This window comes from Mycolicibacterium vinylchloridicum, from assembly GCF_013404075.1.
In the GTDB taxonomy this organism is placed as follows: domain Bacteria; phylum Actinomycetota; class Actinomycetes; order Mycobacteriales; family Mycobacteriaceae; genus Mycobacterium; species Mycobacterium vinylchloridicum.
The window spans coordinates 100,362-112,063 of sequence record NZ_JACBJQ010000022.1; the positions used below are offsets into that span (position 1 = coordinate 100,362).

The following is an 11,702-nucleotide window of genomic DNA, read 5'->3' on the forward strand; positions in this document are numbered from 1 at the left end:
TGGATTCGAAGTCATGGCCGGCTGCATGGCACAATCGTGGGCGTGCGAGCGGTCTTGTGGGATATGGACGGCACCCTCGTCGACTCTGAAAAGCTATGGGATGTCGCGATCAATGAGCTCTACACCCGTCGTGGCCGGGTGCTGGCGCCCGAGGTCCGCGATGCGACGGTGGGCGGCTCGGCCGACGGTGTGATCCGCATCGTGTTCGACGATCTGGGTCTGGACCCCGATCCCGGGCACATGGCCGAGGTCGCCGACTGGATGCACGACTACGTCGGGGAACTGTTCACCACCGGGCTGCCGTGGTGCCCGGGCGCACGGGAACTACTCGATGCCCTGTTGGCCGCCGACGTGCCGATGGCGCTGGTGACCAACACCCGCCGCGAATTGACCGAGAATGCGCTCAATAGCATTGGCAGGCACTACTTTTCGGTGACGGTATGCGGTGACGAGGTGCCCGAGGGCAAACCCGCTCCAGACATCTACCTGCGCGCCGCCGAACTGCTCGGCCTCGACGCGGGGGATTGTCTGGCGATCGAGGATTCGGTTACCGGCACCGCGGCCGCCGAAGCGGCCGGGTGCCCAGTGCTGGTGGTGCCCAACGAGGTCGAGGTGCCCGTCACGCATCGCCGGCACCGCGCTTCGTCACTGGCCGCACTGGGTATTCCCCAGCTGCGGCAGATCTACGCCGACCTGCAGCTCGAGCTCGACGGACGCTCGGCCTGAACTGCTGGCCGATATCGCCCTGTCGCATCGCTGACTGTGCGATCGTAGTTGCCAACAGGTTTCGCAGTGCTGCGGAAAGGACGCCTCATGGCCGGCCAAGGCCCTACCAGCGACTCACCCACCGGACTCGAGGACGCGGAGTTCAATTCGGGCGGCACGGCTGTCCGGATCGCCTCGGTGGCGGCGCTCGGCGGCTTGCTCTTCGGATATGACAGCGCGGTCATCAACGGCGCAGTCGATTCGATCCAGGAAGACTTCGGCATCGGTAACGCCGAGCTCGGTTTCGCCGTCGCGTCGGCGTTGCTGGGTGCCGCGGCCGGTGCGATGTCGGCTGGGCGGATCGCCGACCGGATCGGCCGCATCTCGGTCATGAAGATCGCCGCGGTGTTCTTCCTCGTCAGCGCGATCGGCACGGGGTTGGCGCCCAATGTCACCACGGTCGTCATCTTCCGGATCGTCGGCGGCATCGGCGTCGGTATCGCCTCGGTGATTGCGCCGGCCTACATCGCCGAGACGTCGCCGCCACGCATCCGGGGCCGGTTGGGATCTCTGCAGCAGCTGGCCATCGTGTCCGGCATCTTCCTGTCCTTTGCCATCAACTGGCTTCTGCAGCACGCAGCCGGTGGCCCCAACAAGGAACTGTGGCTGGGACTCGACGCCTGGCGCTGGATGTTCCTGGCGATGGCGGCTCCCGCGGTCCTGTACGGGGCGCTTGCGTTCACCATTCCGGAATCGCCCCGGTATCTGGTGGCCAGCCACAAGATTCCCGAAGCCCGTCGCGTGCTGACCATGCTGCTCGGGGAGAAGAACCTGGAGATCACCATCAGCCGGATCCAGCAGACGCTGGAACGTGAGGACAAGCCGTCGTGGCGGGATCTGCGCACGCCGACCGGCGGTCTCTACGGCATCGTGTGGGTGGGTCTGGGACTGTCGATCTTCCAGCAGTTCGTCGGCATCAACGTGATCTTCTACTACTCCAATGTGCTCTGGCAGGCCGTCGGATTCGATGCCGACCAGTCGGCTGTCTACACCGTGATCACGTCCGTGGTGAACGTGGCGACGACACTGATCGCGATCGCCCTGATCGACAAGATCGGCCGTAAGCCGCTGCTGCTGATCGGTTCGTCCGGCATGGCGGTCACCCTGATCACCATGGCGGTCATCTTCGCCAACGCCACCCTGGTCGACGGCAAGCCCAACCTTCCCGGTGCGTCCGGGGTGATCGCGCTGATCGCCGCCAACCTGTTCGTGGTGGCGTTCGGCATGTCCTGGGGTCCGGTGGTGTGGGTCCTGCTCGGTGAGATGTTCCCCAACCGCATCCGCGCCGCCGCGCTGGGTCTGGCCGCGGCCGGGCAGTGGGCCGCGAACTGGCTGATCACCGTCACGTTCCCGGGCCTGCGCGAGCACCTGGGGCTTGCCTACGGCTTTTACGGACTGTGCGCCGTGCTGTCCGGCGTCTTCGTGTGGAAGTGGGTCATGGAGACCAAGGGCGTCTCGCTGGAGGACATGCACGCCGAGCTTCTGCACGAGGACAAGCCCGCCTGATCACGGGACGTCGGTGTACTGCCAGTTCACCCCGGTGTTCGAGAACGTGAAGCCCTTGCCCGTCTCCTCACTCAGGCAGGAGATGCCGGTCTCCTGCTGGGCATTGCACCGGAAACCTGCGGCCGCGAGGATCTTGTTGAACGGCAAGGTCTTCGCCGTTCCTGTCGGCTGCTTGACCTGATCGGCCGGCACCGCGGCGAACTGCGGGTCACCCTGGGTGCGCACCACGATCGAATTGGGGACGACGGTGTGCCCGGTGTCATCGGTCACGGTCTGCGGGGCACCCGTCACGCCGATGCGTCCGGTTCCGCTGCTCGACTGGCAGCCGGCCCAGGTGCGGGGGACGATCACGCAGCGCCAGCTACCGCTCGGGCTGGTGAAGTAGTAGCCCGAGCGGATGTCGTCGATCCTGAGGTAATAGTCGAAAGCATTGACCAATTTGTCATTGCTGGGCCGCACTGAAGTTATGGTAGCCGTAGCCGATTCCGTTTGCTGGGGAGTGTCGTTGGTGATGACGATCGGGTTCGAGCAGGCGGTCAGCGCGACGGCAGCCGCGGTCACGACCGTCGATGTCCGGGATGCTCGCACGAGACGCCAGCCTAGTAGCCGAGCGGAAACCGCCGTGACGGCGCATCGGCCCGCATGGAACAATCGCAGGCCGTGAAGACCTTCGAGGAACTGTTCGCTGAACTGGGGGAGCGTGCCCGCACCCGCCCCGAGGGCAGCGCCACCGTCGCCGCGCTCGATGCCGGCGTGCACACCCTCGGCAAGAAGATCCTCGAAGAGGCCGGCGAAGTGTGGCTGGCCGCCGAACACGAGTCCGACGAGGCGCTGGCCGAAGAGATCAGCCAGCTGTTCTATTGGGCCCAGGTGCTGATGCTCGCCCGCGGCCTGACCCTCGACGACATCTACTCCAAGCTCTAGGTGGCTGACATGTTGCGCGTTGCCGTCCCCAACAAGGGGGCACTGTCCGAGTCCGCCGCCGAGATCCTGTCGGAGGCCGGCTACCGACGGCGCACCGACCCGAAGGACCTCACCGTCATCGACCCGGCCAACGGCGTCGAATTCTTCTTCCTGCGACCCAAGGACATCGCGATCTACGTCGGCTCCGGTCAGCTCGACTTCGGCATCACCGGCCGGGACCTGGCCGCCGAATCCGACGCCCCGGTGGACGAACGGCTGGCGCTCGGCTTCGGATCCTCCACGTTCCGTTACGCCGCGCCGGCCGGACGCGACTGGACGGTCGCGGACCTGGCCGGCAAGCGGATCGCCACCGCCTACCCGAACCTGGTCCGGAAAGACTTGGCGAGCAGAGGAATCGAGGCGACTGTCATCCGGCTCGACGGTGCCGTGGAGATCTCGGTGCAGCTCGGTGTGGCCGACGCGATCGCCGACGTGGTGGGTTCCGGACGGACCCTGCGACTGCACGACCTGGTGGCTTTCGGTGAGTCGCTGTGTGATTCGGAAGCGGTATTGATCGAGCGGGCCGGCAACGGCGACGACGAGAACCGGGCCGCGCGCGACCAGCTGGCGGCGCGCGTGCAGGGTGTGGTCTTCGGTCAGCAGTACCTGATGCTCGACTACGACTGCCCGCGTTCGGTGCTCGACCGCGCCACCGCGATCACTCCCGGCCTGGAGTCGCCGACCATCGCGCCGCTGGCCGACCCGGACTGGGTGGCGGTGCGGGCACTGGTGCCGCGGCGTGCGGTCAACGCGATCATGGACGAGCTCGCGGCCATCGGGGCCAAGGCGATTCTGGCTTCCGACATCAGGTTCTGCCGCTTCTGAGCTTGGCCCGGTGCACGGCGCAGGTGCATGTTAGCGTCCCTTTAGTTGCCGCCGGCCTAAAGGACCGCCATGACACACGTTCTCGTTTTGTTGTTGGCTCTGCTGATCGGTGTGGTTGCCGGTCTGCGCGCTCTGACACCCCCCGCGGTGGTGGCGTGGGGAGCATTCCTCGGCTGGCTCAACCTGTCCGACACCTGGGTGTCGTGGCTGGGGAACTGGATCACCGTGACGGTCCTGACCATCCTGCTGGTCGTCGAGTTGGTCACCGACCAGCTGCCGAAGACGCCGAGCCGCAAGACGACGGCGCAGTTCGCCACCCGCCTCATCACCGGCGGCTTCGCCGGCGCGGCCATCGGAACCGCGTGGGGCTACACGCTCGGCGGTCTCGGCGCCGGCGTCATCGGCGCGGTGCTGGGAACCCTCGGCGGCTATGAGGCGCGGTCGCGGCTGGTCAAGGCCAACGGTGGCCGTGATCTGCCCGTCGCGCTGGTCGAAGACGTGATCGCGGTGGGCGGCGGCTTCCTCGTCGTCTATCTGACCAGCGTCCTGTGACACACCTCGACGCGATCGTCGTCGGCGCCGGGCAGGCCGGACCGCCGTTGGCCGGGCGGTTGACCGACGCGGGCCAGACCGTCGCGGTGATCGAACGCAAACTCGTCGGCGGAACGTGCGTCAACTCCGGCTGCATCCCGACCAAGACTCTGGTGGCCAGCGCGCACACCGCCCACGCCGCGCGTCGCGGCGCCGACTACGGGGTGTTGACCGGCGAGGTGTCCATCGACATGGCAAAGGTCAAGGCGCGCAAGGACGGAATCGTGTCCGGCGACCGCAGCGGAGTCGAGTCGTGGATCGAGGGCATGCCCGGCGCAACGCTGATCCGTGGCCACGCCCGCTTCGAGGATCCGCACACCATCCGCGTCGGCGACGAAGTCTTGACCGCCGACCGGATCTTCCTCAATGTCGGCGGCCGCGCGGTGGTGCCCGACCTGCCCGGCCTGTCCGAGATCGACTACCTGACCAATGTCGGCATTCTCGAGCTCGACACGGTTCCCGAGCACTTGGTGATCATCGGCGGTAGCTACATCGGGCTGGAGTTCGCCCAGATGTATCGCCGGTTCGGTGCCCGGGTCACCGTGCTCGAACGCGGCCCGCGGCTGACTCCACGCGAGGACGAGGATGTCTCGGCGGCCATCGAGGAGATCCTCGCGGGAGAGGGCATCACCGTCATCACCGGCGCCGATGGGCTGCGATTCACCAAGCGGGACAACGGCTTCGAGGTCATTCCGTCCGCCGGTGCGCAACCTATAGCCGGCTCGCACCTGCTGGTGGCGGTGGGCCGCCGGCCCAACACCGACGACCTGGGCCTGGAGCTGGCCGGTGTCGAGGTCGACGGCCGGGGCTACATCGTCGTCGACGATCAGCTGCGCACCAGCGCCGAGCACATCTGGGCGATGGGGGATTGCAACGGCAAGGGCGCGTTCACCCACACCTCCTGGAACGACTACGAGATCGTGGCGGCCAATCTGTTCGACAACGACCCGCGCCGGGTCAGTGATCGGGTGCCCACCTACGCCCTCTACATCGACCCACCGCTGGGCCGGGCCGGGATGACGGTCGCTCAGGTGCGCGCCTCCGGGCGGCGGGCGCTGGTCGGTAAGCGGCCGATGACCAGGGTCGGCCGGGCGGTGGAAAAGGGTGAGACACAAGGCTTCATGCAGGTCGTCGTCGACGCCGACACCGAGGAGATCCTCGGGGCAGCCATCCTCGGGGTGGGCGGTGACGAGGTGATCCACTCCATCCTCGACATCATGTCCGCGAAGAAGCCCTACACCGCGATTTCGCGCACCATGCACATCCACCCGACGGTCAGCGAACTGGTGCCGACCATGCTGCAGGAGATGACCCCGCTCACCTAGAGGTGGCAAATGCCCGCCCGGCAAGCAGTTGCCCGGCGACCGTGGCGACGCGCGCCCCGAGGTGTTCACAGGTGCGCAGGTCCGCGTCGTGCACCGCCGAAGCGTCGGCGTCGACATCGGTCGACGCGCCCGCGCCCAGCCAGAACCCGAGCCGGTTGAGCTCGAATTCGCTTGCACCGCTGGTGTTCCACCCGGGCGGCAGGCCGAGGTTGACCCAGTGCATATGATGCTGGGCGGCGAATATGGTGAGCGCGCTGAGGGTCTGCAGCTTGTCGCCGGCCTTGGAACCGGAGTTGGTGAACCCGGCGGCGACCTTGTCGCGCCAGGTGCCTTCCATGCAGCGCCTGCCGGTGCGTTCGGCGAAGCTCTGGAAGCCCGCGGACACGTTGCCCATGTAGGTCGGGCAGCCGAAGATGATCGCGTCAGCGGCGTCGAGCTCGGCCCAATCCTCGTCGCCGACGGCATCGACGGCGATCAGACGCACTGTCGCACCGGTTGATTCGGCACCGCGCGCCACGGCGTGGGCCAGGGCGGCGGTGTGGCCGAAGCCCGAGTGATAGGCCACCACGATCTGCGGTGTCACCATTGCTGTCCTCCGTATGCACTCTCGGCCACCTCGCGGTAGCGCTGTTGCCAGTCGGGGATCTCGGCCCCGGACAGATGTGCTTCGAGACGATCGAGGTAGGCGTGGGTTCCCGGCCGAAAACCGTTGGCACTACGCACCCCGAGGCCGCGGTGGCTGAACCTCAGCAGGGTGCCGTCGCCGTCGGGCTGCAGCTCGTAGCGCACGACGCCCGGTTCGACGATCCGCTGACTCCATTCGTGCTCGAAGACGTGAGGTGGGTCCCACACGAGGATCCGCCCGGTCATCCGTTTCTGGTCGCCCGGTATCGGCGGGGAGGTGGGCACCATCTCGATCGTCCCGCCTTCGCGGGGATCGATGGTGGTGTCGCCCATCCACTGGCCGCGTTCGGCCGGGTCGGTGATGGCAGCCCACACCCGGTCGACCGAGTGCGGCAGTCGGCGCTCGAAAGTCAGTATCGCGCGGTCATTTTCGACGCTGATCCGGCCCTCGCGGCTCGTCATGAATCCTCCCTGGACTTGTTCAGGTGTCGCTCGAGGGCGTCGAGGTGGCCGGTCCAGAACTGGCGGTAGCGCTCGATCCAGCTGTCGATGGCGACCAGACCGTCGGCGCGCAGCGCATAAATCCGGCGCTGGGCGTCGGGGCGCACCTCGACGAGCCCGACCTCACGCAGGATGCGCAGGTGCCGTGAGACCGACGGCTGGGTCAGATCCGGCAGTGCCGCAACGAGTTCACCGGCGGTGCGATCGCCGGTCGCCAGTGTGTCCAGCAGTACCCGGCGATTCGGCTCGGCGATCGCCTCGAAAACATCCATTTCGCCAGTATTGCACCTGATCTATATAGACACAAACAAATACTAGCGTGGAGTAGATTCTGTGAGGATCAAGCCCTCAATGTAGGCGTCTGGCGGGTGATGTTCAGCGACGCGCATTCCCGTCCCGCGGGTCCGATGATGCTTGTCCGTGTTAGTCACGGGCCAGGGAGCGTCGGTTGCTGATCGCGAGTCTCCGGCTACCGCGTTGTGACACTCTTGGCAATCGTTGTTTCGATATTCAAGAACATCGACTCTACTCGCTCAGCTCAAAGTATTTGTCCGCTCACGTGTGGCCCCGCGGCTGCACGGTATGGCGTATGTTTCCGGTGCAGCACTTGCAGATTCGCAATTGCGACGGACACGAAGGAACGCGGTGGATAACGTCGACGTTGAGATCCATAACAAGACCACTGTCATCACCATCCGCAGGGAATCGAAACGCAATGCGATCGATCCGTCGGTGACTGCTGGGCTCGACAGCGCGTTCAACGCTTACGAAGACGATCCTGGGCAATGGTGTGCGATCTTGTACGGCGGGCCAGAGATCTTCTCTGCAGGAGCCGATCTGGGTCTGGGAGTTGGTGAACCAACCCCGCGCGGTGGCTTAGCGGGTTTGATCACCCGCGAGCGCAGCAAGCCCCTCATCGCCGCGGTTGAGGGGCTTGCGGTGGGTGGTGGGCTCGAGCTCGTCCTGAGCTGCGACCTGGTCGTCGCCAGCACGGCGGCGAAGTTCGGCCTCCCTGAGGTCAAGCGGGGTCTGATGCCGGATTTCGGAGGTGCATTCCGGATCATGCGCGCATTGCCACCGAACATTGGTCGCGAATTGTTGCTTACGGCCAAGGCGCTCGACGCGCAACGCGCAGAACGTCTCGGCTTTGTCAACCGACTCGTTGAACCTGGGTGCGTGCTAGAGGCCGCGCTCGCACTGGCCGAGGAGATCTGTGCGAATGCGCCGCTGGCGGTTCAGGGCGCGCTCAAGGTTGCGAACGCGGCCAAGGGCGACGAATCGTATCTGTGGCGACTCTCGGACGAGGTTCACGCCGGCCTGATCACCTCAAACGACCTTGTCGAAGGGGTAGGTGCCTTCTTCGAGAAACGGTCACCGCGCTGGTCCGGTACGTAAGTCGCGGCTACGGTGCCCATGTTGCCGACGTCACGACATCGCCATGCCGCGGGAACACCTTCTCGATCAAGACTCGATGGACTTCTTCATCGAGGTCCAGACATAGATCGCTCAGCACGGTCAGCTGATAGTCGAGATCGGCTGCCTGCCGGATGGTCGACAGCACCACCCCGCCAGTGGCGATTCCGGCGAGCACCAGATGGTCAACATCGCGGGCGCGTAGCACTTCCGGCAAATCGCTCCCGGCGAACGCGCTGATGCGCTTCTTCGTCACCACCAGCTCACCCTTCCCCCGGAGCAGCCTGGGCTCGACTTCCGTCGACGGTTCGCCGAGCACGAGGTTTCCGCTCTTCTTCACGGCAGTGAAGCTCTTATTACGGTCCGACACTTCGGGATAGCCGGGATCAAAGCCGACCCGTACAAGGATCACCGGAATGTTGGCGTCTTCGGCCTTCGCTTGTGCAGCCACGACCCGGTCGAAGTACTCCGGCGTCGCTCCGTACCGGCTCGTCGTACCGTGCTGAATATCCATGAGCAGCAACGCCGTACCCATGTGAGCTCCGTTCTTGGTCACACCGATCTGCGGACACTGTGCCCGTCGGCGGTCAATACTGGGTGTTGCCCGCGTCGACGGGGACAGCGGCGGATGTGACGAATCGGGATTCATCGCCGGCGAGCCACAGGACGGCGTCGGCGATGTCGGGCGACTGACACGTCGAATCAGGCAGCAATCCTGACAACATACCCGTCAGATGGGGGTGCGCCCCGTGCGTGCGATTGATGACATCGGTCATGTCGCCCGACGCCATGGCAGTAGCCGTCGGCCCAGGGTGCACGCTGTTCACCCTGATGGAGTGAACGCCGAGTTCCGCGGCGAAGGCGCGCGCCATGCCGCTCACCGCATGCTTGCTCGTCACGTAGTGCACCATTAACGGCTGTGCCTTCAGGCCGGTGTTCCACGTGCTGGCCACGTTGATGTCCATGGTGTCGCCGAAGTTGTCTGGGGTGATCTCGTTCCATGGCTGAACCGCGGCGATTCCGGCGTTGGCGACGATAATGTCGAGGCGCCCGAGTTCGTCGACTTCACCGGCGACCGCTTCGGAAAGTGCTTGACAGTCCCGAGTGTCGACGGTGCGGCCGATGATGCGGCGCCCCTTCGCCTTAACTGAGCGAATTGTAGTGTCGAAATCTTCGCTGGGGCGTGGGGCACGAACGGCGCAATCGGCTGGGCGATGGCCACGGCGATGATGTCGGCGCCGGCGTCGGCCATGCGCTCGGCATGTGCACGTCCCTGTCTGCGAGCTGCGCCGGTGATGAGAGCGACCTTGCCGTCCAACCTAGTGCCCACGTAGAACTCCTCACTCTGTCGGGCATCAGCCCGGCGTAGTTGGTCCTCGTCACCGCATGGAAGTGACGAAACCGGCCGCACTCTCGCGGCAACACACTAGTGTTTCGTTGAGAACGATAGTTCGTTGTTTTTGAGAGGCATCAAAATCGCCATCCTACACAGGAGGAGACCACGTGTTCACGCTGCGGTTCGACATGCGCGCGCCCTCCATCGGCGCGCCGGCCTCCGAACTTTACGCTGCCGCGATGGAGATGGCTGAGTGGTCAGATTCGCACGGTTGCCTCAGTGTGTATGTGTGCGAGCATCATTGCGCCGAGGATGGTTACCTGCCTTCGCCGCTGGTGCTCAGTGCGGCGCTGGCAGCACGGACGCACGCCGTGCCGATTATCATCACCGTGATATTGCCTTTTTACGACCCGGCTCGGCTGGCAGAAGACATGGCAGTACTCGACCATGTCAGCAAAGGGCGTGCCACCTACGTCTTCGGAATCGGCTATCGCGCTGAAGAATTCGCCCATTTCGGGCTGGAGCTCGCCGCCCGTGGGCGGTTGTGTGACGAGAAGATCGAGGTATTGCGACGACTGTTGGCGGGCGAAACCGTGGAGTGGGCCGGTCGGCGAATGACCGTCACGCCGCAGCCGTATCGAGATGGAGGACCCACGATGATGTGGGGTGGCGCAAGCCTTGCTGCCGCGCGACGTGCCGGCAGGTACGGGCTTGGGATGTTGGCGAACGGTGTGCTGCCTGGGATGCGCGACGCCTACGAGGAAGCGTGTCGTACGGCCGGCCATCAACCCGGATTCTTCTCGGGCCCCGATCGGCAAACCGCCACCGTCTGCTTCGTCGCAAACGATGTTGATGAGGCGTGGGCAGAGATCGGCAAGTATCTTCTGCACGACGCCATGGCGTACGCAGAGTGGAATCCCGACAACGAGGCATCCGCAAACATTTCCACCGCGACGACGGTCGAGGAACTGCGCACGAGCCCTAGCCATGTGATCCTGACGCGCGAACAGGCCGCAGAGCGGATCCGCAACGGCGAGATCCTGAACCTCACACCATTGTGTGGCGGCTTGCCACCTGAGATTGCCTGGCCGTACTTGCGGCGCGCAGTCGCGGCGTGTTCGTCAGCCGCCACGGCATGAAAATGTCCTTCTCACCGCGCCCGTGGAGGTCATTCGCTGCGTATGTGCTGATCAGTTCTTGTACTATTTCGGCTCGATCGAGGCGCATGAAATGGCCTGCCTCGTCGCTCACTTCGTGACGACTGCGATGAGAAGCCCGGCGGCGCTCAGTGTGCCGATCCGTGAGTCGATCGCACCGTCGACCTGACCGTGCACGCGACGATCAAGACGCAGGAAACTCGATCACACCGCGGATATTGCGGCTGTTGCGCAGATCGTCGATAGCGTCGTTTATGTCCTCGAGCCGGTAGCGTTTCGTCACGAGTTCGTCGAGCATCAGCGACCCCGACTGATACATCGAAAGTAGTTTTGGCATGCTCGCCCGTGGGTTCAGTCCGCCGTACAACACACCTTTGAGCTGCTTGTGTGATGTGACGAATTCGGCGAGCGACATGGGTACCGAGAATTCCGTTATCGGCGTCATGCCGGTCACTACGCAGGTGCCGCCCTTGCGGGTGAGCATCAGTGCGATTGGGATGATGTCGGTGTGCACTACTCCCATGGTGATGATCACTCGATCAGCCATGACCCCGGCCGTGAGTCCGCGCGGTCAAGTCCAGGGGCGTGGTGTACGACGTCGTCGTGTGATTCTTCGATGTGATGGTTCAGGCGGTCAGTGCCGCGGGGGTGGCCTCCTGTTCGGTCGGTGAGCTCTGATCGGCTCGGGATTTGCTG

General features: G+C 64.9%; 13 protein-coding genes and 2 pseudogenes. 8 read left to right on the forward strand and 7 right to left on the reverse strand.

Annotated features, from left to right (window positions below):
* Positions 1-42 precede the first annotated feature (42 nt).
* Entirely contained in the window at positions 43-726 is a 684-nt protein-coding gene (locus tag HPC46_RS19360) for an HAD family hydrolase (protein WP_179472816.1), read from the forward strand.
* Positions 727-813: 87 nt separating this feature from the next.
* On the forward strand, positions 814-2,271 hold the full coding sequence (locus HPC46_RS19365; RefSeq protein WP_179472818.1) for a sugar porter family MFS transporter: 1,458 nt from the start codon (positions 814-816) through the stop codon (positions 2,269-2,271).
* Here the strand turns inward: HPC46_RS19365 and HPC46_RS19370 are convergent, their stop codons facing one another.
* Entirely contained in the window at positions 2,272-2,730 is a 459-nt protein-coding gene (locus HPC46_RS19370; RefSeq protein ID WP_325096702.1) for a hypothetical protein, read from the reverse strand. It abuts the gene before it with no gap.
* A gap of 183 nt (positions 2,731-2,913) precedes the next feature.
* On the opposite strand from HPC46_RS19370, the gene HPC46_RS19375 reads away from it, so the two are divergent.
* The 4 genes from HPC46_RS19375 (at position 2,914) to HPC46_RS19390 (ending at position 5,975) form a co-directional block, all read left to right on the forward strand.
* The gene (locus HPC46_RS19375; RefSeq protein WP_005144419.1) at positions 2,914-3,195 is read left to right on the forward strand and encodes a phosphoribosyl-ATP diphosphatase; all 282 of its coding nucleotides are present in this window, start codon (positions 2,914-2,916) and stop codon (positions 3,193-3,195) included.
* 9 nt (positions 3,196-3,204) lie between these two features.
* On the forward strand, positions 3,205-4,059 hold the full coding sequence (gene hisG / locus HPC46_RS19380; RefSeq protein ID WP_179472822.1) for an ATP phosphoribosyltransferase: 855 nt from the start codon (positions 3,205-3,207) through the stop codon (positions 4,057-4,059).
* A 69-nt stretch (positions 4,060-4,128) separates the two neighbouring features.
* Entirely contained in the window at positions 4,129-4,611 is a 483-nt protein-coding gene (locus HPC46_RS19385; RefSeq protein ID WP_179472824.1) for a DUF4126 family protein, read from the forward strand.
* A complete protein-coding gene (locus HPC46_RS19390; RefSeq protein ID WP_179472826.1) occupies positions 4,608-5,975 on the forward strand; it encodes an FAD-containing oxidoreductase in 1,368 nt (455 codons plus the stop codon). The genes HPC46_RS19385 and HPC46_RS19390 overlap by 4 nt, the downstream gene beginning before the upstream one ends.
* On the opposite strand, the gene HPC46_RS19395 is transcribed toward HPC46_RS19390, so the two are convergent.
* Genes HPC46_RS19395 through HPC46_RS19405 form a run of 3 tightly spaced genes read right to left on the reverse strand, consistent with a single transcriptional unit; the run spans position 5,968 to position 7,372 of the window.
* Entirely contained in the window at positions 5,968-6,561 is a 594-nt protein-coding gene (locus HPC46_RS19395; protein WP_179472828.1) for a flavodoxin family protein, read from the reverse strand. The two genes, HPC46_RS19390 and HPC46_RS19395, sit on opposite strands and share 8 nt — an antisense overlap.
* Positions 6,555-7,061 carry an SRPBCC family protein gene (locus tag HPC46_RS19400; protein ID WP_179472830.1) on the reverse strand — a complete coding sequence of 169 codons (507 nt, stop codon included), beginning with the start codon at positions 7,059-7,061 and terminating at the stop codon, positions 6,555-6,557. The genes HPC46_RS19395 and HPC46_RS19400 overlap by 7 nt, the downstream gene beginning before the upstream one ends.
* Complete coding sequence (locus HPC46_RS19405) at positions 7,058-7,372, reverse strand: ArsR/SmtB family transcription factor (RefSeq protein WP_179472832.1); 315 nt, start codon at positions 7,370-7,372, stop codon at positions 7,058-7,060. The genes HPC46_RS19400 and HPC46_RS19405 overlap by 4 nt, the downstream gene beginning before the upstream one ends.
* Before the next feature lie 373 nt (positions 7,373-7,745).
* Here HPC46_RS19405 and HPC46_RS19410 point away from each other — a divergent pair, with 373 nt between their 5' ends.
* Positions 7,746-8,495 carry an enoyl-CoA hydratase-related protein gene (locus HPC46_RS19410; RefSeq protein WP_325096703.1) on the forward strand — a complete coding sequence of 250 codons (750 nt, stop codon included), beginning with the start codon at positions 7,746-7,748 and terminating at the stop codon, positions 8,493-8,495.
* Positions 8,496-8,502: 7 nt separating this feature from the next.
* Here HPC46_RS19410 and HPC46_RS19415 read toward each other — a convergent pair whose 3' ends face one another.
* Positions 8,503-9,048 carry a cysteine hydrolase family protein gene (locus HPC46_RS19415; RefSeq protein ID WP_179472836.1) on the reverse strand — a complete coding sequence of 182 codons (546 nt, stop codon included), beginning with the start codon at positions 9,046-9,048 and terminating at the stop codon, positions 8,503-8,505.
* A gap of 52 nt (positions 9,049-9,100) precedes the next feature.
* Positions 9,101-9,843: pseudogene (locus HPC46_RS19420) on the reverse strand (SDR family NAD(P)-dependent oxidoreductase).
* A gap of 173 nt (positions 9,844-10,016) precedes the next feature.
* Here HPC46_RS19420 and HPC46_RS19425 point away from each other — a divergent pair.
* Positions 10,017-10,988, forward strand: coding sequence for an LLM class flavin-dependent oxidoreductase (locus HPC46_RS19425; protein ID WP_179472838.1), 972 nt, complete (start codon positions 10,017-10,019; stop codon positions 10,986-10,988).
* A 202-nt stretch (positions 10,989-11,190) separates the two neighbouring features.
* On the opposite strand, the pseudogene HPC46_RS19430 reads toward HPC46_RS19425, so the two are convergent.
* A pseudogene (locus HPC46_RS19430) lies at positions 11,191-11,568 on the reverse strand (alcohol dehydrogenase); the annotation flags it as partial.
* Positions 11,569-11,702 lie beyond the last annotated feature (134 nt).